Raw genomic sequence first — 24,431 nt, forward strand, 5'->3', positions numbered from 1 at the left:
ACGGCCGTCCCGTCAAGAGGCGAGGTCACGCAGCCGCAGCGCCTCCGCGGCCACCGCGTGCCGCAGCTCGCGGATGCCGTCGCGTCCCCGTACGGGATGGACGGCGTTCGTCAGCAGCACCACGGTCAGCCGGCGCGCGGGGTCGACCACCAGCGACGTGCCGGTGAAGCCGGAGTGGCCGAACGCGCCGTCCAGCGGCCCCACGATCGCCGGGTCGCCGATGCGCACGCCGAGCCCGTGACGGAAGGGCGCGCCCTCGGCGCCCTGGTCGCGCCGCAACTCGGCCACGGTCTCCGGGCGCAGCACGGGCCCGCCGCCGAGCCGCAGCGCCTCGCCGAAGGCCAGCAGGTCCGCCGCCGTGGCGAACACCCCGGCGTGGCCCGCCACCCCGCCGAGCGCGTACGCCGTCTCGTCGTGCACCTCGCCGCGCACGCAGCCGGGCCCCGGGCGCTCCGGCTTCCACTCGGTGGCGGCGATCCGCGCCAGCGCCCGCGGCCGGTAGCCGGTGTCGGCCAGGCCGAGCGCCGCGGTGACCCGCGCGCGGACCAGCGCGTCCAGCGGCTCGCCCCCGGCCAGCTCCGCGATCCGGCCCGCCATGACCAGGCCGACGTCGCTGTAGAGGTACGGGCCGCCGACCGGGTGGGCGACCGGCGTGCGCACCATCGCCTCCATGCGCTCGGAGGCGTCCGCGCCGGGCAGTTCCCGGTCGATGCGGCGGGTCGGGGGCAGGCCCGCCGTGTGGGTGAGCAGGCGGCGCGGCGTGATCCTGGCGTCGCCGCCCGGCAGCCACGAGGTCACCGGCTCGTCCAGGCCGATCCGGCCCTCCTCGGCCAGCGAGAGCAGCACCGCGGTGGTGAAGAGCTTGCTGATCGAGGCCAGGTCGAAGATCGAGCCGGGTCGTACGGGCGGGCGCTCATCCGCCGGCTTCCCCTCGGCGTCGGCGTAGCGCACGAGCTCGCCGGTCGCGGCCTCCGCCGCCACGCGGCCGTCCACGGCGATCAGCGCGACGGCGGCCGAGCACACGCGCGGCACCCCGTCCTCCAGGATCGCCCCGAGCCGGTCACCCATCCCCGTCCCTCTCATCCCGCCGTCTCCGATCTCATCCCGGCCCCTCCACACACCGGGGGCCGTTCGCATCCCTGCCGCGGCGCCCGTCTCGCGAAGGGCCTGCTCCTGACGCGCCCCCTCCAGAGGCGCCCGCTCCTGACCCGCCCGCTCGTGTCCAGGCGGCCCCTCATACGACGTCGCCGAGTCCGTCGCCCCGCCCGTGGCGCGACGGCGGCCCCTGAGCGGGAGGGCGTCTCCGCGCGGGGATGCGTCCCTGTGTGGGGGATACGTCCCAAACGCGGGATGCGTCCCCTGCGGTGGGGCGTGCCTGTGCGGAGGCAGGTCCCCGTGCGCCGGCGTGCGGGCGCGCGTCGTGGGCCGGAGCGGCGTCGTGCGGGGCGGCCGTGGCAACGGCGGCCCCACGAGGCCCGCCGGGCGGCGTCAGCCGCTCAGCGCGTCGCTCAGCCGCTCTCCGTGCGACTCCAGCAGCGCGCGTGCCCCCGCCGCGTCCAGGCCGTGCTGGAGCATCAGCACGGCGATCTTCGCCTGCCCGCCGGCCGCGTCCAGCGCCGCCTCGGCCGCCGCGTGGTCGGCGCCGGTGATGTCGCTCACCATGCGCACCGCCCGCCCGGCCAGCTTGCTGTTCATCGCCGACATCTCGATCATCTTGTTGCCGTACGTCCGGCCGAGCCGCACCATCGAGATCGTGGAGATCATGTTCAGCACCAGCTTCTGGGCCGTGCCCGCCTTGAGCCTGGTCGAGCCGGTCACCACCTCGGGACCCACGACCACCTCGATCGCGTGCTCGGCGGCGGCCGACAGCGGCGCGTCGTCGTTGCACGACAGGCCCACGGTGAGCGCCCCCCGTGAAGCCGCCTCGGCAAGCGCACCGAGGACGAAAGGGGCCCGCCCGCTGGCGGACACGCCGACCACGGAGTCGAGCGGCCCCACCTCCAGGTCCTTCAACGCGGCGGCGCCCGCCTCGGCGTCGTCCTCGGCCCCCTCGACGGACCGGGTGAGCGCCTCGGGACCGCCCGCGATGATGCCCTGCACCAGCGACGGGTCGGTGCCGAAGGTGGGCGGGCACTCGCTGGCGTCGAGCACGGCGAGCCGTCCCGACGTGCCGGCGCCGACGTACAGCAGCCGGCCGCCCTCGGCCATCCTGGCGGAGATCGCGTCGATGGCCGCCGAGATCGCCGGGATGACCACCGCAACGGCGGCGGGCACGGCGGCGTCGGCCTGGTTCATGAGCCGGGCGATCTGCTCGGTCGGCAGCCGGTCGATCTGGCTGTAGCGGGGATCGCTCTGCTCGGTGGACAGCTCGGGTAGCGGATCAATCATGACGCTAATTTCCACCCTCTCCTTCACACTTGTAAATATCTTTCAGACAATGGGTTGCATGCACACCGTACGAACCGGAGCCGAACGGCTGGCGGCGGACCCCGCTCTTGCGGGCGGCAGCCGCCTCGGCCTGATCACCAACCCCACCGGGGTCCTGCCCGACCTCACCCCCACCCCGGACGCCCTGCTGGCCTCCGGGCTGAACCTGACGGCGCTGTTCGGCCCCGAGCACGGCATGCGCGGCACCGCGCAGGCGGCGGGCAGCGAGGGCGACACCGTGGACGAGAAGACCGGGCTGCCGGTGTTCGACACGCACAAGCTCGAAGGCGAGGCGCTGGACCGCGTGGTCGCCGCGTCCGGCGTGGACACGCTGGTCTTCGACATCGCCGACGTGGGCGCCCGGTTCTACACCTACGTCTGGACGATGTACGACCTGCTGGGCTCGGCCGCCCGGCTCGGGCTGCGGTTCGTGGTGCTGGACCGCCCGAACCCGCTCGGCGGGACCGTCGAGGAGGGCCCGCGGCTCGACCCGGCGTTCGCCAGCTTCGTGGGCCGCTTCCCGCTCCCGCTCCGGCACGGCAGGACCGCGGGGGAGCTGGCCGCGCTGTTCGGGTTCGACGTGGACCTGCGGGTGGTCGAGATGGAGGGCTGGCGGCGCGAGATGTCGTTCGCCGAGACCGGGCTGCCCTGGGTGATGCCGTCGGTCAACATGCCGACCCCGGACACCGCCCTGGTCTACCCCGGCACCGGGCTGTTCGAGGGCACCAACTTCTCCGAGGGGCGCGGCACCACCAGGCCGTTCGAGCTGATCGGCGCCCCGTACGCCGACGCCCGCCTCGCCCCCGCGCTGGCCGGCCTCGACCTGCCGGGGGTGCGGTTCAGGGAGACGTGGTTCACGCCCACCTTCCACAAGCACGCCGGCGTCCCCGTGCGGGGCGTGCAGCTCCACGTGCACGACCGCGCGGCGTTCCGGCCCGTCCTGACGGGCCTGTCCATGCTGCACGTGGCCCGCACCCTCTACCCGGACGACCTGCGCTGGTGGGGCCCCGACCTGTTCATGGACCACCTGTGGGGCTCCGACGCGCTCACCCGGGCGCTGGAGGCGGGGGAGGACCCTCGTGACCTCTGCCCGCCGCCGGGCAGGCCGGAAGGGGGACTGCTCTACGGCGGTCCCGCCTAGCGGCGCCCCCCGGACGGCGCCCGCGCCCGTGGCGGCCACGCCAGGTGGCACGCCGCGGGCGGCGCCCGCGCCTCTTCGTGACATCACGCCAGATCGCGCCGGTAGAGCCAGAAGACGCGTTCCGCTCGCGCGCCGACGGCGTGCGAGTAGAACCGCAACGGCCCCACCCACCCGATCTGGGCGCTGGCCTGCCCGGCGGCCCGCTGGTCGGCCAGGCACCTGCGCAGCAGCACCCGTCCCACGCCGAGACCGCGCGCGTCCGGCGAGGTCCCCATCGGGCCGAACCAGCCGGGGCGGGCGCCCCAGGCGGCGAAGCCCAGGACCTTCCCGTCGCGCTCGGCGTAGTGCAGCCCGGAGGCGTGCGTGGCCTCCCAGGCCCAGCGATCGTTCCAGTGCTCCTCGATGAACGCGGCCACCCGGCCGCGGTCGCCGTCGGCCTCGAAGACCCGTACGCCGGAGTCCTCCAGGCGCCGCACGTCGTCCTCGACGGACAGGTCCGCGCCGAGGTCGGCCGTCATGTTCCAGGCGACGTGGAAGCGCTCGTAGCCGAGGCTCTCGGCCAGGCACGCGGCGGCGGTGTAGCCCACGTCGATGCCGGGCCAGGCGTAGCACGGCGGGTTGCCGGCGAAGTGCGACTGCCGGGCGCCCTGACCCCGCAGCCACTCCTCGGCGGCCAGCACCAGCGCCCGCCCGCGCCCCTGCCCCTGCGCGGAGGGGTGCACGGCCAGCAGGTCGATGTACCCGTTGACGGGGTGGCTCTCGGACAGGGAGGCCATCACCACGCCGCCGTCGGTGGCCAGCGCCGTCCAGCGGCGCCCGGCGGGCGGCCGCGACAGCGACGTGACCAGCGCGGCGGCCTCGGCGTCCCGGGTGAGCGCGGCGGCGGCGACCTCGGCCGCCTCGGCGAGCGCGGTGGCCGACGTGGCGGCCCGCACGACGTGGGACATCAGACCTCGCTCATCGGGCGGGCGATCACGCTGCGGCGCTCGGGGTAGAAGCACGCGTGCTCCTGGGGAATCCCCTCGCCGAGCCGCAGCAGCGGTCGCTCGGTGGTGCACCGCTCGCCCCGGAACGGGCAGCGGCGGGCGAACAGGCAGCCCTCGTCGGACTGGCTCTCGTTCAGCGACTCCAACGGCGTCACGGGCTGCTCGCCCGGCTGCTCCAGACCGTGCAGCACGGGGATCGCCGACAGCAGCGACTGCGTGTACGGGTGCACGGGGTCGGCGATGACCGTGTCGACCGCGCCGCGCTCGACGACCTGGCCGCGGTAGATGACGTACAGCTCGCCGTCGTCGCCGATGTAGCGGGCGGTGGCGACGTCGTGGGTGATGAACAGCACGCTCACGCCGAGCCGCTCGCGCAGGTCCTTCAGCAGCGCCAGGATGCCCAGCCGCAGCGACACGTCGATCATCGAGACGGCCTCGTCCGCGACGAGCATCTCCGGGTCGACGGTCAGCGCGCGGGCGATGACCACCCGCTGGCGCATGCCGCCGGACAGCTGGTGCGGGTAGCGCGCCAGCACCGTGCCGGGGTCGAGGCCGACCAGCGACAGCACCTCGGCCGCCCGCTCGTCGATCCACGACCGCGACCGCCCGGTCTGCCGGGCGCGCAGGCTCAGCGGGGCGTACAGCGTCTGGTGGATGGTCCTGGTCGGGTTCAGGGCCGAGTACGGGTCCTGGTGGATCATCTGGATCTTGCGGAAGTGCGGCTGGCGCTGCTTGGGCTTGAGCGCCGACATGGACTGGCCGTCGATGAGGATCTCGCCCTCGTCGTACGACTCCAGCCCCGCGATGATCCGGCCCAGCGTGGTCTTGCCGCACCCGGACTCGCCGATGAACGAGGCCGCGCCGCCCTTCGGGATCGTGAAGTCGACCCCGCGCAGCGCGCGCACCTCGCGGGCGCCCAGCACCTTGCCGCGCTGCTTGAACGTCTTGACGACGCCGGTCCCGGTGATCATGCGTGCTCCTTCACGTCCACGGTCACGTCCACGGCCCCCTCGACGGCGTGGCAGGCCACGATCCTGGGGCCGTCGGCGACCGCCCGCGGGTCGACGGTGTCGCACACGTCCATGCGCAGCGCGCAGCGCTCGCGGAACACGCAGCCCTCCTTCGGCACGGTCGCCAGCGTCGGCGGCCGGCCGGGCAGCGCCCGCGCCTCGTCGATGTCGCCGACCAGCCGGGGGATGGCCCGGATGAGGCCCTTGGTGTAGGGGTGGCGGGGCGCGCCCAGCACCTCGCGGGTGGGGCCCTGCTCGACGAGCCGCCCGCCGTACATGACGGCCAGCCGGTCGGCCACCTCGGCCACGACGCCGATGTCGTGCGTGATGACGAGGGTCGTCAGGCCGCGCTCGTCGTGCACCTCGCGGATGATCTTCAGGATGTTGGCCTGCGTGATCATGTCAAGCGCGGTCGTCGGCTCGTCCAGCACCACCAGGTGGGCGTTGAGCACCAGCGCCAGCATGATGCCGACCCGCTGGCGCATGCCGCCGGACAGCTCGTGCTGGTGCGAATCGAGCACCCTGGCCCCGTCGAGCCCCATCCGGCCGAGCAGCTCCTTGGCCTCGCGCACCAGGCCGCGCAGGTCGTCCACGCCGTGCGAGCGGCCGAGGTCGAGCAGCTGCTTGCCGACCGTCTTGAGCGGGTTGAGGGAGTTCTGGGCGGCCTGGAAGACGTACCCGATGTGCTTGCCCCTGGCCTTGCGCAGCTGCTCGCCGCGCAGGCCGACCACGTCGCCGAGCCCGTCGATCTCGACGCTGCCCGCCGCGATCCTGCCCGGCGGCTGGACGGCGTTGAGCAGCGACAGGGCCAGCGTGGACTTGCCGGACCCGGACTCGCCGACGATGCCGGTGATCGAGCCGGGACGCAGGTCCAGGCTGATCTCCCTGACGGCGGGCAGCTCGCCCGCCGGTGTCTTGTAGACGACCGTGAGGCCGTCGATGCGCACTCCCGGCGCTTGCTGAGTCATGTGCCTACTCCTCACGCAGCCGGGGGTTGAAGATCTCGTCCATGGCGTCCACCACGAGCACGATGGCCAGCGTCAGCAACAGGATCGCCAGCAGCGGCCCGATGAGGAAGCCCAGCGCGCTCGGCACCGTGAGCGCCCCCGAACGGAACACGGCGGTGTTGAGCATCTGGCCCCAGTTGTTCGACTCGTACGGCAGCACGCCGAGGAAGAACAGGCCGACCTGCGAGTAGACGCCGCCGGTGACCGCGATGAGCATGTTCATCGCGATGTACGGCGCCATGCTCGGCAGCAGTTCCTTGCCCACGATGTGCGTGGTGGACAGGCCGAGGCCCCGCGCCGCCTCGATGAAGCCCCGCTCGCGCAGCGACAGCGTCTGCGAGCGCACCGCACGCGCGACGCCGCCCCAGCCGAGCAGCCCCAGCACCAGGCCCATCTGGACGGCGCTGCTGAACTTCCACACGGTGGACAGGACCAGCAGCAGCGGCAGGCCGGGGATGGTCAGCTTCATGTCGGTGAACCGCATGAGGACGTTGTCCCAGCGGCCCCGCTTGAAGCCCGAGAACAGCCCGATGCCGGTGCCCAGGACCACCGTGATGACGGCGGTGACGAGGGCGGCCAGCAGCACGTACTGCGACCCGGTGACGACCAGGGCGATCACGTCCCTGCCCTGGTCGTCGGTGCCGAGCCAGTGCTCCCAGCTCGGCGGCCTGGTGATCGCGTTGGGATCGCGGTCCAGCTGCTCGGGATAGAACATCGGCCCGAACAGGCCCATGAACACGAACCCGAGCATGAGCACGGCGCCCACCATGCGGCTGGGCTTGCGCTTCATGACCCGCCACACGCCCGACCAGAAGTTGCGGCGCATGGTGGCGGTGGTCGACGAGGTCTCCAGGATCGCGGTCATGCCGACACCTCCTCCCCGCTGCGGACCCGCGGGTCGATCACGGAGTAGAACAGGTCGGCGAGGATGTTCGCCACGATGATGGACGCCGTGATGATCAGGAACGCCCCGCCCATCAGCGCGTAGTCACGCATGGTGATGCTGTCGAGGAGCAGCAGGCCGAGCCCCGGGTAGTTGAAGATGCGCTCGATGAACACCGCGCCGCCGAGCAGCAGGCCGAGCGAGAGCGCGAGGATGGTGAACAGCGGCAGGATCGCGTTGCGGGCGATGTACCTGAAGACGATCGAGCGCTTCATCCCGCGCAGCTCCGCCGCGAGGATGAAGTCGTCGCCGAGCACGGTCACCACGCTCGACTTCATCGCCAGGATCCACCCGCCGTAGGCGGCCAGCGCGTACGTCAGCACCGGCAGCACCGCGTGCTCGGCCAGCGAGCCGAGGTAGCCGGCGTTGAAACCGGGCTCGAACAGGATGTCCACGGGTCCGTCGGCCGGCAGGATCGGGATCAGCGTGGCGAAGACCGCGCTGAGCAGCAGGCCCAGCACGTACTGCGGCACGCCGTGCAGCAGCGACCCCGAGATGGCGAGGACGTCGCCGAGCTTGCCCGAGCGCTTGATGGCCGCGTACACGCCCATGATGATGCCGATCAGGAAGCTCAGCAGCGTCCCGGCCAGCACCGGTAGAACGGTCCACTTGGCCGCCTCGCCCAGGACCTGGGTGACCGGCGCTCCCGCGTGGGTGACCGACTGCCCGAGGTCGAAGCGGACGAGGCCCGACATGTAGTCGGTGTACTGCTGCCACAGCGTGCCCTGGGGCTGGAAGCCGTACAGCACGCGCGTGGCCTGCTCGGCCGAGCGCGGGTCCATGCCCTGCTGGATCAGCTTCTGCACGTTCGCGGCGACCGGGTCGCCCGGGATGCTCCTGACGATGAAGAAGCTGATCGTGGCGACGACGAGGATCATGACGATCCCGCGGACCAGATGGCCCGCGAGTCGTCGAGCGATGACTACCATAGGCTCTTTCTCTACTGCTTGGCCTTGATGAGGCCCAGCTGGATCCAGACCCCGGCGGGCAGGCGCAGCAGGTCGCTGTCCTGCTCGGGCCAGCCGGTGAACCGGCTGGTGTTGGTGAACTGGGTGTTCACGTAGTCCCAGAGCTGGATGACCGGCAGGTTCTGGTTGGCGGCCTTGGCCAGCTCCAGCATGATGGGCTTGGCCTCCTCGGGGGTGGCCGCGTTCAGCTTGGCGGTCAGCTCACCCGGGTTGATCTTGCCGGCGCCCTCGACGTCGACCTCCTCGGCGCCGCCCATCCAGTTGCCGCCCTTGCCGGGCGCACTGTGCGCGACCTTGCCGGCCACGTTGGTCCAGCCGTTGGAGGCGCCGTAGAGGCGCTGGAAGATGTCGTACGGCGCAGGGCCGAGCGCGATCAGCCAGAAGCCGACGTCGTACTTGCCGGCGGCGATCTCCTCGAGGTAGATCGGGTAGTCGGCCACGGTGATGACCTCGGCGTCCACGCCGTTCTCGATGAGCTGGCTCTTGATGTTCTCCTGCGCGGAGATCCAGTCCGAGAAGCCGGACGGCACGTGCATGCTGACCTTCCACGGCGAGCCGTCGGCCAGCGTCCACTTGCCGTTCTTCTTCTGCAGGCCGGCCTCCTTGAACTCGGCCTCGGCCTTGGCCACGTCGTGCTTGTACGGCTCCAGGGTCGACACCTCGGACCCGAGCCACTCCTGCGCGGGCTTCTGGTGGATGCCGGAGGTCGTCACGGCCGCGGTGCCGCCCTCGGGGGAGGCCACCTTGGTCACCTGCTCGCGGTCGATCAGGTAGGCCAGGCCGCGCCGCACGTGCACGTTGTCGTACGGCTTCTTCGACTGGTTGAACGCCAGGCCGACGGCCACGGGCGAGAAGCCCTTGATGATGTTGGAGCCGGGGGCGTTCTTGATCCGGTTCATCACGTCGGTCGGGGCGGCGGTGAAGCCGGCGTGGTCGAGCTTGCCGGCGGTCAGGTAGTTCCAGATCTGCTCGTTGCCGCTGTAGTTGAGGAACTTGACCTGGGCCGGCGCGACGTTCGAGGCGTTGTAGAAGTTCTTGTTCTTGACCAGCAGCGCCTCGCCGGGGTTGACCCGCTCCAGCGTGTAGGGGCCGGCCGAGACGTCCTTCGGCGGGGCGAAGGCGAGGACCTTCTGGCCGATGGCGAGGATGTCCTCGCGCGCCTTGTCGGCGTCGGCGCCGGTGCCCCGGGAGGCCTCCAGCTTGTCCCAGAAGTCGGCGGGCAGCAGGCTGCCCCAGACGTGCGCGGGGACGACCCAGCTGTCCATGATGCCCCGGGCGAACTTGGAACTCGGGTTGCCCATGTCCTGGGTGACCTTGACGGTCTTGGGGTCGACGACCTCGACCTCGGAGGCCACGCCCGCGGCGCCCGGCGTGGTCGCGAACGCGGTGCTGCCGGTGGTGGCGGCCAGGCCCAGCGAGAGCTTGACGTCGTCGGCCGTCACCGGCTTGCCGTCGGACCACTTGCCGTTCGGCTGCAGGTGGATGGTGATCGACGAGTTGTCAGGGGCGATGTCCCAACTGGCCGCGATGCCGGGGTAGAACTGGTTCGGGTCGGTCAGGTGGTTCTTGACCCAGCCGAGCTTCATGGCGTTGTAGCCCTGGAAGGAGTTGCCCTTCGGGGCCCACGGGTTGGCGGGACCGCTCGCGTCGATGCCGGGCCGGTTCACGTCGATCGTGGTGAAGAGCCCGCCGCCACCGCCCGAGCCACTCGAATTGTTGGTGGAACCACCGCTGCACGCCGCTGTCGCGGTGGCAAGACCCAGCAACGCCACTACCGCTGCCAGTCGTTTCATTTGCCGCTCCGGGGAGATGTCGGGGACCTGTCGAAGATCTGTGTAGGGATTTGACCGGACACTACGATCGCGCCCGATCCGCGTCAATAATCTCCAGAGGTTGTGAGGCTAATGTAACTTTCCTTCATCAGTGTGCGGAGTGGAGCTAAGCGCCGTCAAGTTTTCGGTCAGTTCATTACCAAGACGGCAGCCCCGCTGACCTGGTCGTTCGCCAGATCGGTGAGCGCGCGGGCGGCCTCGTCGAAGGGATGGAGGACCGTCGTCACGCGGGGCGGATGCGCCAGCGCCAGCTCCAGATAGGCCCGCCCGTCGGCCCTGGTGTTGGCCGTCACGCTGCGGAGCGTGCGCTCCTGGAAGAGATGCCGGTCGTAGTTGAGAACGGGCACGTCCGTCAGATGAATGCCCGCGACCGCCAAGGTACCTCCTCGGTCGAGCGCCTCCAAAGCGGGCGGCACCAGCGTCCCCACCGGCGCGAACAGGATCGCCGCGTCCAGCGGCTCCGGAGGCCGGTCGCCCGCCGAGGCGGCGCCCAGCTCCAAGGCCAGCGCCCGCGAGGCGGCCGACCGGGTCACCGCGTGCACCACGGCCCCCTGGGCGATCGCGGCCTGCGCGGTCAGGTGCGCCGAGGCACCGAACCCGTAGATGCCCAGCCGGCCGCCCGGCGGCAGGTCGCAGCGCAGCAGCGCCCGGTAGCCGATGATCCCCGCGCACAGCAGCGGCGCCAGCCGCTCGGCGGGCACGCCGTCCGGCAGGGGATAGACGTAGTCGCGCGGCGCGACCACGTACTCGGCGAACCCGCCGTCGGCGTCCCAGCCCGTGTAAGTCGAGGAAGGGCAGAGGTTCTCCGTCCCCCGCACGCAGTAGCGGCACGTGCCGCAGGTGGAGCGCAGCCAGGCCACGCCCACCCGCTCCCCGGTGCCCTCCACCCGGCCCACCACCTGGTGGCCGGGCGTGGTCCGCGGCCGGCGCGGCGGCAGATCGCCCTCCGCCAGGTGCAGGTCCGTACGGCACACGCCGCACGCCTCGACCCGTACCAGCACCTCGCCGGGCCCCGGCACGGGCACGTCCCGCTCCACCAGCTCCAGCGGCCCCGACGCCATCGGCCCCGGCTCGGCCACGACCCACGCCCGCATGGTCACGACAGCCGGGCGAGCGCGAGCGAGGCGTAGAGCGCGGCGCCGTCGGGCAGCACCGAGTCGTCGAAGGCCGCCTCGGGGGAGTGGTTGTAGGGGGCGGTGGCCGGGTCCCGGTCCGGCGGGCAGGCGCCCAGGAACACGAACGCGCCCGGCACCTCCTCCAGCACGTACGAGAAGTCCTCCGAGCCCATGATCGGCTGCGGCGAGACGAAGTAGCGTCCAGGCCCGAACAGCTCATCGGCCGTCCTGCCCACGAAGTCGGCCTCGCTGTCGTTGTTGACCGTCACCGGGTAGCCCATCCCGAACGACGCGTCGGCCTCCAGCCCGTGGGCCGCCGCGATGCCCTGGACGACCTCCACCAGCCTGCGCTTGACCTTCACCCGGTTGTCCTTGCTGAAGGTGCGCACCGTGGCCTCGAACCGGGCCTCGTCGGGGATCACGTTGTCGGCCGTCCCGCCGTGGAAGCTGCCCACCGTCACCACCACGGGGTCGAACGCGTTGAAGCCCCTGGTCACCATCGTCTGCAACGCCGTCACCATCTCGCAGGCGGCCGCGATCGGGTCCAGCGACAGGTGCGGGGTGGAGCCGTGCCCGCCGCGCCCCTTCACCGTCACGAGGAACGTGTCCGCCGCCGCCATGATCGGCCCCGGCCGGGACATGAACATCCCCGGCGGCAGGATCGACGACACGACGTGCATCCCGTACGCCGCCACGGGCCGCTCGCCCGCCGCGTCCAGCACGCCCTCGCCGATCATGTGCTTGGCGCCCTCGTATCCCTCCTCGCCGGGCTGGAACATGAAGATCACGTCACCCGCCAGCTCCTCGCGCCGCGCGCTCAGCAGCCGCGCCGCCCCCGCCAGCATCGTGGTGTGCAGGTCGTGGCCGCAGGCGTGCATCCGGTCCGGCACCTGCGAGACGTACGGCAGGTCGTTCTTCTCGGCGACCGGCAGCGCGTCCATGTCGCCGCGCAGCAGCACGGCGGGGCCGGGCCTGCCGCCCCTGAGCACGGCGGTGACGGAGCTGAGCGAGGTGCCCGTCTTCACCTCCAGGGGCAGGCCCTCCAGCGCCGCGAGGACCTTCTCCTGCGTGCGCGGGAGGTGCAGGCCGAGCTCCGGAGTGGTGTGCAGAGAGTGCCTGAGCCGGACGAGCTCGTCCCGCATGTCAAGGGCTTCATCGGTGAACGACATGGAGAACATTGTTCATGTATCGGGCGGGAAGTCGACAAGGCGCGCTCGCTACGATGTGCGAGTGACTGAGCGTAGGCGGATCGACTCCTGGTTGTCCGACATGGACGGCGTTCTCGTGCACGAGGGACGTCCGGTCCCAGGTGCGGACGAATTCATCAAGCGGCTGAGCGAGTCCGGCAAGAAGTTCCGGGTGCTGACCAACAACTCCATCTACACCCCGCGCGACCTGTCGGTCCGCCTCGCCGGCGCCGGCCTCGACGTGCCCTCCGGGTCCATCTGGACCTCCGCGCAGGCCACCGCCCAGTTCCTCGACGACCAGCGCTCGGGCGGCTCGGCGTACGTGATCGGCGAGGCCGGCCTGACCACGGCGCTGCACGAGGTCGGCTACGTGCTCACCGACCTCGACCCCGACTACGTCGTGCTCGGCGAGACCCGCACCTACAGCTTCACCCAGATCACCCGCGCCATCCGCCTCATCGAGTCCGGCGCCCGCTTCATCGCCACCAACCCCGACCCGATCGGCCCCTCCACCGAGGGCTCGCTGCCGGCCTGCGGCGCCGTGGCCGCCCTCATCACCAAGGCCACCGGCGTCGCCCCCTACTTCGTCGGCAAGCCCAACCCCCGCATGATGCGCAGCGCGCTCAACGAGATCGAGGGCCACAGCGAGACGACCGCCATGATCGGCGACCGCATGGACACCGACATCGTCTCCGGCATGGAGGCGGGCCTGTTCACGATCCTCGTCCTGACCGGCGTCACCCAGCGCCACGAGATCGACCGCTTCCCCTACCGCCCCTCCCTGGTGGTCGACTCGGTGGCCGACCTGGTCGACCTCATCTGAACCTGACCGGTTCTGACAGGTACGCGTGGCAGGCTGGCCGCCATGACCCGCGTTTACCTGGAGATCGGCCCGAAGAAGGCCTTCGCCTGCTCGCTCGACTGGCCCGGCTGGTGCCGCGTCGCCAAGGGCGAGGAGGCCGCCCTCGACCTGCTCATGGACTACGCGCCCCGCTACCGGGTCGTCGCGGACCGGGCCGGCCTCGCCTTCCAACCGGCCGAGCCGGTGGTGGTGGCGCGGGTGCCCGGCAGTGACATGACGGACTTCGGGGCGCCGTACGCCGTTCCCGACCTGGACCAGGAGCCCGTGGAGGCGGCCGAGGCGGCCCGCGGGGTGGCGCTGCTGCGGGCGGCGTGGGAGCTGTTCGACGAGACCGTCGCCGCCTCGCCCGAGGCCCTGCGCAAGGGGCCGCGGGGCGGGGGCCGCGACCTGTCGCGGATCGTCGACCACGTGGAGGGGGCCGAGCGGGCCTACGCCAGGAAGGTGGACGTGCGCCACAGGCCGTACAAGGCGGAGGGGGACCGGGACAGGATGCGGGCGGAGCTGGCCGCCGTGCTGTCGCGCCCGTGGGAGCCGCCGCAGACCACGGGCTGGCCGCCCCGCTACGCGCTGCGCCGCGCCGTCTGGCACGTCATCGACCATCTTTGGGAGATCGAGGACCGCCGCTAGGCGCAACCCGGCCATGGCAAAGAATCGCGGGCGATTTCGTCGATCGATGGCCAAGGGCGGTCACCGACTGCGACCATGTGGTGACTGATCACCCAGCAGAGGCTTCCAGCAGAGGCCCCCCAGCAGAGGCCCCCCAGCAGAGGCACCCCAGCAAAGGCAAAGGTAAGAGACGTGGACGTACAAGCGGAGATTCTCGACTTGAAGCTCCGTGTCGACGGCCTGGAGATGAGCGGGCGGCCCGACGGCCCCGCGTCCGCGGCCGGCGGAGAGCACCACCTGCTCCACGAGATCAACGACAGGACCAAGCGCCTGGCGGCCGAGCTCGCCGTCCTGAAGGCGGAGCTGGCGGCGGCGCGCATCGAGACGAACGAGCAGTTCGGGGCCGTCGACGTGGAGATCGCGGCCATCCGGCGGGAGGTGCACGCCCGCCTCGCGGCCGAGGACGCCGTGCCCACGCAGGTCGCCGACGAGTTCGCGACCGTCCGGTCGGACATCGCCCAGGAGTTCACGTCCGTCCAGTCGGAGCTGCGCGACCTGAGCATCAAGATCGACCGCCTGCTGAAGCAGGACTACCTGTGACTCTCACAGCGACAGGGCCGGCTCCATCACCTCGGAGGGGCAGAGCTGGGCGATCACCGCGCGCACCTGGGAGCGCAGCGCGGGGTCGGTGAGGTGGCCGTCGTCGTCGAAGTGCGGGCAGGCCGGGGAGATCACCAGCTCGGCCCCCATCACCACGGCGCCCGCCGCCTGGAGGTGCTTGTAGAGCTCCGCCTGCGCCCACATCGCGCCGCACGCGCGGGCGCTCGCGCTCATCACCGCCACGTGCTTGCCCGCCAGGCCGTCCATCGCCGACATCCAGTCCAGCGCGTACGTCAGCTCGTCCGGCAGCAGGCTGTGCTCGGGAGCGGTCAGGAGCACCGCGTCGGACGCCGCCGTCAGCGCGACCAGCTCGCGCGCGCGGGCGGGCACGGGGCCGCGCGTGTACGGCGGGATCTCGCCGAGGCCGCGCCAGACCGTGAAACCGACGCCATCGGGCAGCTCGCCGCCCGCCGCTCCCAGCAGCCTGTTGATGAACGAACCCGCGTGCAGACCGGCGGCGATCCCGATGATTTTCACCCTCTGCTCCCAAGAGGTTCCGGATAGTACCGGGAACCTGCCCGATGCCTCGGATGTCCAAGACCATCTGCTGGTCAAGAGTGCCCGCCGCGGGGAACGGGGTCTCGGAGCGCTATGCGCCCGCGCTCCTGACGCCGCCGCCCCCGCCGCCACCGCTGCCGTCGTCGTCGGAGGAGCGGGGGCGGCGGAAGATCGCGGCCAGCACGCGCAGCACCAGGATCGCGGAGACGACCAGCAGGTTGTAGCCGATGAGCTGGAACAGCGAGGTGGCCGGCAGCACCTGCGGGCCGCCGTCCGCGCCGAGCAGCACGACCGCCATCACTCCGGCCGTGGCGCCCAGCACGGTCAGCAGCACCTGGTGGAGCAGGCCCGTCAGGAAGCGGCGGTCGCGCTCGTCGGCCAGCAGCCGGACGTTCATGGTGAACCGGCCGTGCTCGGCGGCGCTCGCGATGCGCTCGACGCGGCGCGGCAGGCGGCGCAGCATCGGCAGCAGCGCGGCCAGTTCCTGCGTGACGGTCTCCTTGACCGACTCGGGGGAGATCCGCTCGGCGAGGTGGCGGCCCGCGAACGCGCGCGCCTCGCCGATCAGGTCGAACCCGGGCGAGAGGCGTACGAGCGTGCCCTCCAGCGTGGCCAGCGCGCGGAAGACGGCGGCGACCTCGGGCGGGATCGACAGCCCGTACGCCGAGACGATCTTGAACAGGTCGGTGAACATCCGCGCGCTGTCCATGCCGGACGCCAGGTGCCTGGCCATGAACTGGCCGAGCGCCCGCTCCAGCGCCGCCTCGTCGATGTCCTCCGGCCTGGGCACCACCTCCAGCAGCGCGTCGGTGACGCCGAGCGGGTCCTGCCGGTTCATGGCGAGCAGGAAGCGTTGCAGCGCCGTGCGCACCGAGCCGTCGAGCCGGCCGACCGAGCCGAAGTCGAGCAGCCCCAGCGTGCCGTCGTCGAGCAGCATGAGGTTGCCCGGGTGCGGGTCGGCGTGGAAGACGCCCTCCACGAGGATCTGCCGGAGCAGGCAGTCGAGCAGGTCGCGGGCCAGCCGCGGCCCCTGCTCGGGGCTCGCCGTGGTGACGGGGCGGCCGTTCAGCCGCCGCATGACGAGGACCCGTTCGGTGCACATGGCGCCGATCGGGGCGGGGTAGGTGACGCCGCCGCCCTCCGAGGCCGTCACGGCCGCCATGTTGGCCGCCTCCACGCGGAAGTCGAGCTCCTCGCGGATGGCGGTCGCGAAGCCCTCGGCCAGATCGCGCAGGCCGAGGGAGCGGCCCCAGCGCGTCCGCGACTCCAGCGTGGCCGCCAGCCGCCTGACGATGTCGAGGTCCTTGGCGACGGCCGAGCGGATCCCCGGCCGCCGCACCTTGACGACGACGCTCTCGCCGCTGTGCAGCCGGGCGGCGTGGACCTGGCCGATCGAGGCGGCGGCCAGCGGCGTCCTGCAGAACTCGGCGAACACCTCGTCCACCGGGCCGCCCAGCTCGGCCGCGAGCACCGGCTCGATCCGCTCCCACGGCGCCGGGGCGACCTGGTCCTGCAGCCGCCCCAGCTCCTCGACGAACTCGGCGGGCAGCAGGTCACGCCGGGTGGACAGGACCTGGCCGAGCTTGACGAACGTGACCCCGCCGTCGTCCAGCGCCTCCCGCAGCGACCTGGCCAGCCGCACCTTGCCGGTGCGGTCCTCCAGGCGCTCGCCCCGGCCGCGCAGGTACGGGCCGAGGCCGTGCCTGATCGCGATCCTGGTGATCTGCGAGTAGCGCCGGGACCGCGAGACGCGGCCGCGTACGGACCTGACCAGCTCCAGCGGCCCCGGCACCGAACCGGGCGGGACCAGCGCCTCGGCCAGCACGAGGATCACCATGGGGATGAGCACCACGCACATGACGAGGAGCAGCAGCAGCCCGAGGGCCGCCGCGGGGGGCGGCTGCTCCACGTCCACGGGGCCGAGCGCGCCCATGATCGGCTCCAGCAGCGGCCGCGCCAGCCCGTACGCCACCAGCGCGGCCAGGAACGTGCGCAGCCTGCCGAACCGGACGTTCAGCAGGCGCTGCGCCGCCGTGGCCAGCAGCATGATGGTCACGAGCGTGAAGGCGCCGAGCACGAGCTGGGTGGGGAGATCCATGGGGCAGGATCCTCCCACGCCACGCCGCCCCAGTCATCGGGCAGGTCATCGGGCAGGTCAGCGGGCCGGCGAGGAGGGGTCAGCGGGCGGCGCGGGCGCGGCGCTCCTCGCGGCGCTCGACGAACCGGGCGGCCGTCCGCTCGGTCTTGTCCAGGAACGCGGCCAGCTCCTCGCGGGCCCTCTCGCCGTCGGCGTCCAGGCCGGTCTTGTCGAACACCGACCACTGGCGCAGCACCGGCATCAGCACGTCGTCGAGGTGGAGCCGCAGGTCGTAGATGCCCTCGTTGGCGATGATCATGGCCTTGCGGGCGAAGCCGTCGATGCCCGTGCCCGGCATCTGGAAGGTGGTGACGACGTCCGTCACCGAGCGCATGGTCTGGTTGGGGTCCAGCTCGAAGGCCGCCTTGAGCAGGTTGCGGTAGAAGAGCATGTGCAGGTTCTCGTCGGCGGCGATCCTGGCCAGCAGCCGCTCGCAGCCCTCGTCGCCGGAGGCCTTGCCGGTGTTGCGGTGCGCGATGCGGGTGGCCAGCTCCTGGAAGGAGACGTACGCGAGCTGCTGGAGCATGGTGCCGTACTCGGAGGTGAAGCCGCTCTCCATGTGGTGCTGGCGGGCGCGCTCGAGCGCCACGGGGTCGACGGCGCGGGTGACGGTGAGGTAGTCGCGGATGGCGGTGCCGTGGCGGTCCTCCTCGGCCGTCCACCGGTGCACCCAGGTGCCCCAGGCGCCGTCGCGGCCGAAGGTGCTGGCGATCTCGTGGTGGTAGCTGGGGAGGTTGTCCTCGGTGAGGAGGTTGACGATCAGCGACACCCGGGCCGCCTCGGGGATCTTCGAGTCGCCTTCCTGCCACGCCTCGCCCCCGTAGATGCCGTCGAAGTCGCGGCCCTCGCTCCACGGGATGTACTCGTGCGGGAACCACTCCTTGGCCATCTTGTGATGGCGCTCGAGCTCCACGGCCACGACGGGCTCCAGCTCGTGCAGCAGCTCCGTCTGAGTCATCGCCATAAAAGATCTTCTCCTTCAGGTTACGGTACCGTAGGTTAGGCTACCCGAAGGACATACCGGTCAAATAGGGTGGCCGTATGCGACCCAGTGTCCGCGGTGTCCTGCTCGACCATGACGAGCGGCTGGTGCTCTTCCGGCGTACGGTGCCGGGGCGCGACATCTACTGGTCCGTTCCCGGCGGGCATGTCGAGCCCGGCGACGACACGCTGGAGCACACCCTGCACCGGGAACTGCTCGAGGAGCTCGGCGCGACGGTGTCGTCGGTGACGCCCCTCACCACGGTGTCCTACCCGTGGAAAGGCGCGGTCAAGACGCAGCACGTTTACGGCTGCCGCCTGGTGTCCATGGATCCGGGGCTGCGGCACGGGCCGGAGTTCGAGGACCCGTCGCGGGGGATCTACGAGGTGGAGCGGCTGCGGCTGCAGCGGTCGGAGATCACCTCACGCCACGTCGTCCCCGAGGCGGTGGCCGACTACCTGTCGACCGCCATCGCCGACCTCCCCCGGCTCATCGCCCAGCGCTCCCGCTAGGGCTCGCGGCGCAGGCGCTTGAGGTCGGAGCGCTGCTTCTTCGCGGCGATGCGGCGCTCCACGGAGCCCCGGCTCGGCTTGGTCGGGCGGCGGCGCTTGGGCGGCGGCGCGATGGCCTCGCGCAGGCGCTGCGCCAGCCGGTGCGCCGCGGCCTGCCTGTTGCGCAGCTGGGAGCGGTATTCGGAGGCGGCGACCGTGATCGTGCCGGTGCCCAGCCGCTCCAGCGCCCTGGCCTTCAGCGCGGGCGGCAGCGCCGTGGTGGCCGCCACGTCGAAGACCAGCTCCACGCGGCTGTCGGTCGTGTTGACGCCCTGGCCGCCGGGGCCCGACGAGCGTGAGAAGCGCCACACCAGCTCGGCGTCGGGGATGACGACCGAGTCGTTGACGACCAGCGGGCCGGACATGCGCGGGCTCCTCACTCCTGCTCTGAACGGATGTCACCGTATCCGAGCGATCCATGCCACCCGCAAGGGCATTTTCCACTCACCGCCGATGGCGGACCGCAAGGGACGTGTGCCACCATGCGCCTGAAGATCACGGGTGGGGAGGCGCTGTGGCCACGATCGTCGGCGTGCACGGGATCGGCAAGTACAACTACTACCTCGACGCCGGGCGGTCCGCGCCCGGGGCGGCCGAGGCCATGCGCCTCAAGTGGGACCGCTACCTGCACGCGGCGCTCGGCGGCGACGCGCGGGCATACTTCAGCGAGATCGCCTACTACTCCCACCACCTGCACGACACGGCGCACGGCGGGAAGCACGGCGGGGAGCACGGCGACCAGCCCCCGAGGTCGCTCGCGGCCATGGAGAGCCCCGCCCAGCAGGTGCTCGCCGGCTGGGCGAGGAACCTGGGCGTGGGGGAGCACGTCACGGGGGCGCTCAAGTCGTTCACCGGCTGGCTGCTCGACCGGCTGGACGGCAGGTCGGCGGCGTTCGCCAAGCTGTTCGCGCCGGAGGTGGCGGCGTACCTCACCGACGAGGCCAGGCGCGAGCAGTGCCGCCACGCCGTCGCCGACGTGATCAGGAAGAACCGCCCCAAGGTCGTCATCGCCCACTCCCTCGGCAGCGTCGTCACGTACGAGACGCTCTGGGCCAACCCCGACCTGCGGATCGAGCTCCTCGTCACCCTCGGCAGCCCGCTCGGCATGCGCAACGTCGTCTTCGAGCGCCTCCTGCCCGCGCCCATCAACGGCCGCGGCGAGCGCCCCAAGGGCGTCGGGCGCTGGGTGAACATCGCCGACAAGGACGACATCGCCGCCATCCCGCCCAACCTGGCCGTCAGCTTCACCGGCATCGACGCCGAGGAGCTCGTCAACCTCGACTGGATCGACTTCCACACCGCGGAGAAGTATCTCGGCTGCCCGGCGCTGGACCCGTATCTGCGACCATTCCTGGCATGACGTGGATTGTTTTCGACTACGGCGGTGTCCTGTCCCTGCCCCAGCCCGAGTCCGACGCCGAGGCCATGGCCGCGGCGGTGGGCGCGGATCCCGGCGACTTCAAGCGGAACTACTGGGAGCACCGGCTCGAGTTCGACCGGGCGAGCCTGAGCCCGCCCGCCTACTGGTCGGCGGTGCTGGGCCGGCCCGTCTCCCACTCCGAGGTCGCCCGCCTGGTCGCCATGGACGTCGCGAGCTGGGCCTACCCGAACGCGGGCACGGTCGCCCTGCTGGAGGAGCTGATCGAGGCCGGGCGCGACGTGGCGCTGCTGTCGAACGCGCCGGTCTGCGTCGGCGACGGCCTGGACGAGCTGCCCTGGATCGCGGCGATCGGCCACCGCTTCTACAGCGGCAGGATGGGCCTGGTCAAACCCGATCGGGAGATCTACGACGAGCTCGTCCGCGCGCTGGGCGCCGACCCGTCCGAGATCCTCTTCATCGACGACCGCGCGGACAACATCGAGGGCGCCGAGCGGGCGGGCCTGAGGGGTCTGCGCTTCACGGACGCCGCCGCCCTCCGCTCCGGGCTGACCGCGGAACTCAGCGCCCGCTGAGACCGCTCGGCATGAGGACCGACGCTGTTCATCCCTGCTTGACCCGGCTGTCACGGCCGGGTCAGCGCGGGCGGACATACCTGAGGCCGTGGACCGCAGAGCCTTCCTGACAGCGGCGACAGCCGGAATCCTCCTCCCTCGGCCGGCCGTCCCGGCGGCGGCCAGAACCCTCAGATCCGACCCGTTCACCCTGGGCGTGGCCTCCGGCGACCCCTCGACCGGCGGCTTCGTCCTGTGGACCCGGCTGGCCGTCGACCCGCTGGGCGGCGACGGCCGCGGCGGCATGCCCGCCCGCGACGTCGACGTGGACTGGCAGGTCTCCTCCGACGAGCGCTTCGCCGCGATCGTCCGCTCCGGTACGGCCACCGCCAGGGCGCGCGACGCCCACAGCGTGCACGTCGAGCTGGACGGGCTGGAGCCGGGGCGCGACTACTTCTACCGGTTCAGGAGTGAGGGGCGCCTCTCACCCGCCGGCCGTACCAGGACGACGCCCGCCGGGGAGACGCCGCTCAGGTTCGCGGTCGCGGCGTGCGCGCACTACGAGCACGGCTACTACACGGCCTACCGCCGCCTGGCCGAGCAGGAGCCCGACCTGGTGGTCTTCCTCGGGGACTACATGTACGAGTACGGCCCCAGCGGCTACACCGCGCTGGCCGGTCGCGTACGCACCCACACGCCGGGCAAGTGCCGGACGCTCGCCGACTATCGGATGCGGCACGCCCAGTACAAGAGCGACCCCGACCTGCAGGCCGCGCACCGGGTGGCGCCGTGGCTGGCGGCGTTCGACGACCACGAGGTGGAGAACAACTGGGCCGGCTCCGCCTCCAGCACGGGCGCGCCCGGCTTCGCGCGGCGCAGGGCGCAGGCGTTCAGGGCGTACTACGAGAACATGCCGCTGCGCCGCGGCAGCCTTCAGGGCGCGGCGCTGCGGGTGAACCGGCGCGTCTCCTGGGGCACGCTGGCCCGCTTCCACCTGCTGGACACCCGGCAGTTCCGCGACGACCAGGCGTGCCTGGACGGGGTACGGGCCGGCTGCGACGACCGGCTGGCGTCCGACCGCACCCTGCTCGGGGCCGGCCAGTGGCGCTGGCTGGAGCGCGGGCTGCGCGGCTCGCCCACCCGCTGGAACCTGCTCGGGCAGCAGATCATGGTGGCGCAGCGCGACTACAAGGTCGGGCCGGGGCGGGAGGTGAACCTGGACTCCTGGGACGGGTACGCGGCCGAGCGGACGCGGCTGCTCGGGGCGCTGGCGGGCACGTCCAACCCGGTGGTGCTGACGGGGGACGCCCACATGCACCACCTGGCCGAGCTCAAGGCCGACTTCGACGACCCGGACGCGCCGGTGGTGGCCAGGGAGCTGGTGGCCTCGTCGATCGCCAGCGACGGGGACGGTTACCGGGACAGGACGTGGATCGCGGAGGCCCTCCAGGAGAATCCGCATATTTCCTATATCGACCAGCGGCGGGGCTACCTGATGGCCCGCCTGACCCGCGACGAGCTCTCCGTCGACTTCCGGACACTGGACTACATCTCACGGCGCGGCGCCGCCGCCCGGACCTCCCACCGCCTCTCCCTCCCCGCCACCTCGGACCCGGCCGCCCGAACGTCCACCGCGGCCCCACCAGCCTGAACGCCCGCCGCCGCGCCACCGGCAGCCCGCACGCCTGCCGCCGGCCGGGAAGGCGCGGGCCGGTGGCTGAAGGTTTGCTGGGAGCACGCTGAGGATTCGCTCAACCATCTCTCCCACGCATTCGCCCGGGGCGGGTGGGGCCCGGGAGGGCCGCACCCGCCCCGGGCCCCCGCGGCCCGGAGGGAGAGGAATGACCGGGCCGGTCCTGGTGCGATGGTCAGGCGCCGGGCCAGCCGGCCTCGGGGAACTCCCCGGACGTGCCGCCCGACATGACCACCTCCTCGCTCTCGTCCAGCCCCGAGGTGACCTGTACGTACTGGTCGCCGCGCACGCCCGTGCGCACCACCTTCGAGGAGTCGCGGCCACCGGAGCGCACGGTGACCACCTGTGTGCCGTCCGACCTGCTGCGAACCGCGGCGGCCGGTACGTAGATCGCGTCCCTGGCCGCCTCCGTGGCGATCGTCACCGAGGCGGTCTGCCCGAGCATGAGCCCGGCGGGCGGCTCGTCGAACGCGAGCGTGACCGAGTAGCGGACCAGCTGGCCGTCCACCGTCGCGGTCGGCGCGATGGCCGTCACCGTCCCCTGGTAGCGCTCCCCGCTCCGCGTGGCCAGGGTGACCTGGGCCTTCTGACCGAGCTTGAGCCGGTTCACGTCGGACTCGGTGACCATGGCCTGCACCTGCAGCTCGTTCAGGTTGCCGAGGCTGATGAACGTGCCGGTGCCTGCCGTGTCGCCGCCCGCGCCCGCCACCGACAGGACCGTGCCCGCCGCCGGGGCCACGATCCGGGTGGCCCGTACGTCGTCGGCCGCCTGTTCCAGTGCCGCCTGGGCGCGGTCCACGTTGGCGGTGGCCTGGTCCTCGCTCATCCCGCCCTGGCCGCCCGTGCCTCCGCCCCGGCCGCAGGAGTTCTGGGTGGACGGGCGGGCGGCACCGGTGGATCCGCCGTTCGGCCGGGCCGAGGGCCTGGCGCCGCCCGTGGGCTTGCCGCCCGCCGACGGTCTCGCGCTGCCGGAGCCCGTGGGCGTGGGGGAGCCGGTTCGGGACGGCGTGCCGCCGGTCGCGGTCGGGCGGCCACCGGGCTGTCCGGCCGCACCGCCGCCCGGATCCCCGCCACCAGGGCCGCCTCCCGTGGGACCGGTGCTGGGGCCGATGGTGGGGCCGCCGGTGGGGTTGTTCGTGGGGCCGCCCGTGGGGGTGCCGGTGGGGCCGCCGGTGGGAGGTGTGGTGGGCGTGGCGGTGACGGTCGTGGTGACGGTGGCCGTCACGGTGGCCGTGACTGTGGCCGTCACGGTCACCGTGGGCTGCGGCTCGGCCCCCGGATCGGTGGGGCCGGTGGTCGGCGTGGGCGTGTGCATGGGATGCGGGGTCGCCGGGCGCCGGGTGGGGTGCTGGGCGGGGCGCCGCGTGCCGTCCGGGCGCGCGTCCGGGGACGCGGGCGCCACCGGCCCGAGCACGCCACCCGCCGCACTGCCGTTGCCGCCGGGGGCGCAGGTCGTGGGCGTGGTGGACGTCGCGGAGGAGGCGTCCTCCAGGGCTTCCTCGGCGGCGGCCAGGTCGGCCTCGGCCGCCGTGTACGCCTCCCGAGCCGCCCGCCCGTCGATCCTGGCCAGCACCTGGCCCTTCTTCACCTTGGTCCCGACCTTGACGTACACCTTGGTCAGCGTCCCCGACGAGCCGAACGCCAGGTCACGGCGCGAGCCGTCCACGGTGTTGCCCGCCGCGCTCACCGTCGCCGTCACCTGGCCGCGCTGTGCGGCGGCGAGCCGTACCTGGACGGTGGGCGGGGTGTCGTCGCGCACCGCCAGCACCAGGCCGGTCCCGGCCACGAGCACGGCGAGGGCGAGCCCGCCCAGCGCGAAAGTCGGTCTCATGGCGGCCCATCATGGCGGAGCAGGTTCGCGGGAGGCTGCGAGGAGGCTGAGAGTTCGCTGACA

Annotated in this window: 23 protein-coding genes; 8 read left to right on the forward strand and 15 right to left on the reverse strand. The window is 72.2% G+C overall.

Annotation, left to right across the window (positions count from 1 at the left end; translation table 11 throughout):
- Positions 1-12 precede the first annotated feature (12 nt).
- Entirely contained in the window at positions 13-1,068 is a 1,056-nt protein-coding gene (locus FH608_RS37085) for a serine hydrolase domain-containing protein (protein ID WP_139635048.1), read from the reverse strand.
- Positions 1,069-1,488: 420 nt separating this feature from the next.
- The gene (gene murQ / locus FH608_RS37090) at positions 1,489-2,388 is read right to left on the reverse strand and encodes an N-acetylmuramic acid 6-phosphate etherase (RefSeq protein ID WP_139635049.1); all 900 of its coding nucleotides are present in this window, start codon (positions 2,386-2,388) and stop codon (positions 1,489-1,491) included.
- A gap of 58 nt (positions 2,389-2,446) precedes the next feature.
- Here murQ and FH608_RS37095 point away from each other — a divergent pair, with 58 nt between their 5' ends.
- Positions 2,447-3,568: an exo-beta-N-acetylmuramidase NamZ family protein gene (locus tag FH608_RS37095; RefSeq protein ID WP_139635050.1), complete on the forward strand. Its 1,122-nt coding sequence runs from the start codon at positions 2,447-2,449 to the stop codon at positions 3,566-3,568.
- An 83-nt stretch (positions 3,569-3,651) separates the two neighbouring features.
- On the opposite strand, the gene FH608_RS37100 is transcribed toward FH608_RS37095, so the two are convergent.
- The 8 genes from FH608_RS37100 to FH608_RS37135 all read right to left on the reverse strand — a co-directional run bounded on the left by FH608_RS37100 (position 3,652) and on the right by FH608_RS37135 (position 12,598).
- On the reverse strand, positions 3,652-4,515 hold the full coding sequence (locus tag FH608_RS37100) for a GNAT family N-acetyltransferase (protein WP_139635051.1): 864 nt from the start codon (positions 4,513-4,515) through the stop codon (positions 3,652-3,654).
- Positions 4,515-5,525 carry an ABC transporter ATP-binding protein gene (locus tag FH608_RS37105; protein ID WP_139635052.1) on the reverse strand — a complete coding sequence of 337 codons (1,011 nt, stop codon included), beginning with the start codon at positions 5,523-5,525 and terminating at the stop codon, positions 4,515-4,517. The genes FH608_RS37100 and FH608_RS37105 overlap by 1 nt, the downstream gene beginning before the upstream one ends.
- Positions 5,522-6,532 carry an ABC transporter ATP-binding protein gene (locus FH608_RS37110; protein WP_193318836.1) on the reverse strand — a complete coding sequence of 337 codons (1,011 nt, stop codon included), beginning with the start codon at positions 6,530-6,532 and terminating at the stop codon, positions 5,522-5,524. Before FH608_RS37110 ends, FH608_RS37105 begins: the two co-directional genes overlap by 4 nt.
- Positions 6,533-6,536: 4 nt before the next feature.
- On the reverse strand, positions 6,537-7,436 hold the full coding sequence (locus FH608_RS37115; protein WP_139635053.1) for an ABC transporter permease: 900 nt from the start codon (positions 7,434-7,436) through the stop codon (positions 6,537-6,539).
- A complete protein-coding gene (locus FH608_RS37120) occupies positions 7,433-8,443 on the reverse strand; it encodes an ABC transporter permease (protein ID WP_139635054.1) in 1,011 nt (336 codons plus the stop codon). Before FH608_RS37120 ends, FH608_RS37115 begins: the two co-directional genes overlap by 4 nt.
- A gap of 11 nt (positions 8,444-8,454) precedes the next feature.
- Positions 8,455-10,275, reverse strand: a complete 1,821-nt coding sequence (locus tag FH608_RS37125) for an ABC transporter substrate-binding protein (RefSeq protein ID WP_139635055.1) — start codon at positions 10,273-10,275, stop codon at positions 8,455-8,457.
- Between the two features lie 167 nt (positions 10,276-10,442).
- The gene (locus FH608_RS37130) at positions 10,443-11,408 is read right to left on the reverse strand and encodes a zinc-dependent alcohol dehydrogenase family protein (RefSeq protein ID WP_139635056.1); all 966 of its coding nucleotides are present in this window, start codon (positions 11,406-11,408) and stop codon (positions 10,443-10,445) included.
- A 2-nt stretch (positions 11,409-11,410) separates the two neighbouring features.
- Entirely contained in the window at positions 11,411-12,598 is a 1,188-nt protein-coding gene (locus tag FH608_RS37135) for a M20 metallopeptidase family protein (RefSeq protein ID WP_139635057.1), read from the reverse strand.
- Between the two features lie 100 nt (positions 12,599-12,698).
- On the opposite strand from FH608_RS37135, the gene FH608_RS37140 reads away from it, so the two are divergent.
- From FH608_RS37140 to FH608_RS37150, 3 genes are all read left to right on the forward strand, one after another.
- Complete coding sequence (locus tag FH608_RS37140) at positions 12,699-13,439, forward strand: HAD-IIA family hydrolase (protein ID WP_226900240.1); 741 nt, start codon at positions 12,699-12,701, stop codon at positions 13,437-13,439.
- A gap of 42 nt (positions 13,440-13,481) precedes the next feature.
- Positions 13,482-14,105, forward strand: coding sequence for a hypothetical protein (locus tag FH608_RS37145; RefSeq protein ID WP_226900237.1), 624 nt, complete (start codon positions 13,482-13,484; stop codon positions 14,103-14,105).
- Positions 14,106-14,276: 171 nt separating this feature from the next.
- Complete coding sequence (locus FH608_RS37150; RefSeq protein ID WP_139635060.1) at positions 14,277-14,684, forward strand: HalX domain-containing protein; 408 nt, start codon at positions 14,277-14,279, stop codon at positions 14,682-14,684.
- Positions 14,685-14,687: 3 nt separating this feature from the next.
- Here FH608_RS37150 and FH608_RS37155 read toward each other — a convergent pair whose 3' ends face one another.
- From FH608_RS37155 to FH608_RS37165, 3 genes are all read right to left on the reverse strand, one after another.
- Positions 14,688-15,221, reverse strand: a complete 534-nt coding sequence (locus FH608_RS37155; protein ID WP_193318837.1) for an NADPH-dependent FMN reductase — start codon at positions 15,219-15,221, stop codon at positions 14,688-14,690.
- Positions 15,222-15,333: 112 nt separating this feature from the next.
- Entirely contained in the window at positions 15,334-17,340 is a 2,007-nt protein-coding gene (locus tag FH608_RS37160) for an ABC1 kinase family protein (protein ID WP_139635062.1), read from the reverse strand.
- A 79-nt stretch (positions 17,341-17,419) separates the two neighbouring features.
- Positions 17,420-18,343 (reverse strand): acyl-ACP desaturase, encoded by a 924-nt coding sequence (locus tag FH608_RS37165; RefSeq protein ID WP_139635063.1) that lies wholly within the window; start codon positions 18,341-18,343, stop codon positions 17,420-17,422.
- Positions 18,344-18,420: 77 nt separating this feature from the next.
- Here FH608_RS37165 and FH608_RS37170 point away from each other — a divergent pair, with 77 nt between their 5' ends.
- Positions 18,421-18,873, forward strand: coding sequence for an NUDIX domain-containing protein (locus tag FH608_RS37170; protein ID WP_139635064.1), 453 nt, complete (start codon positions 18,421-18,423; stop codon positions 18,871-18,873).
- Here the strand turns inward: FH608_RS37170 and arfB are convergent.
- Positions 18,870-19,277 carry an alternative ribosome rescue aminoacyl-tRNA hydrolase ArfB gene (gene arfB / locus FH608_RS37175; RefSeq protein WP_139635065.1) on the reverse strand — a complete coding sequence of 136 codons (408 nt, stop codon included), beginning with the start codon at positions 19,275-19,277 and terminating at the stop codon, positions 18,870-18,872. The genes FH608_RS37170 and arfB overlap by 4 nt on opposite strands.
- 149 nt (positions 19,278-19,426) lie before the next feature.
- Here arfB and FH608_RS37180 point away from each other — a divergent pair, with 149 nt between their 5' ends.
- The 3 genes from FH608_RS37180 (at position 19,427) to FH608_RS37190 (ending at position 22,495) form a co-directional block, all read left to right on the forward strand.
- Positions 19,427-20,272 (forward strand): hypothetical protein, encoded by an 846-nt coding sequence (locus FH608_RS37180; protein ID WP_139635066.1) that lies wholly within the window; start codon positions 19,427-19,429, stop codon positions 20,270-20,272.
- Positions 20,269-20,865 (forward strand): HAD family hydrolase, encoded by a 597-nt coding sequence (locus FH608_RS37185; RefSeq protein ID WP_139635067.1) that lies wholly within the window; start codon positions 20,269-20,271, stop codon positions 20,863-20,865. The genes FH608_RS37180 and FH608_RS37185 overlap by 4 nt, the downstream gene beginning before the upstream one ends.
- Before the next feature lie 88 nt (positions 20,866-20,953).
- Positions 20,954-22,495, forward strand: a complete 1,542-nt coding sequence (locus FH608_RS37190; protein WP_139635068.1) for an alkaline phosphatase D family protein — start codon at positions 20,954-20,956, stop codon at positions 22,493-22,495.
- A 217-nt stretch (positions 22,496-22,712) separates the two neighbouring features.
- On the opposite strand, the gene FH608_RS37195 is transcribed toward FH608_RS37190, so the two are convergent.
- The gene (locus FH608_RS37195) at positions 22,713-24,368 is read right to left on the reverse strand and encodes an efflux RND transporter periplasmic adaptor subunit (RefSeq protein ID WP_139635069.1); all 1,656 of its coding nucleotides are present in this window, start codon (positions 24,366-24,368) and stop codon (positions 22,713-22,715) included.
- Between the last annotated feature and the right edge of the window lie 63 nt (positions 24,369-24,431).

Source organism: Nonomuraea phyllanthi (assembly GCF_006334985.2).
GTDB lineage: Bacteria > Actinomycetota > Actinomycetes > Streptosporangiales > Streptosporangiaceae > Nonomuraea > Nonomuraea phyllanthi.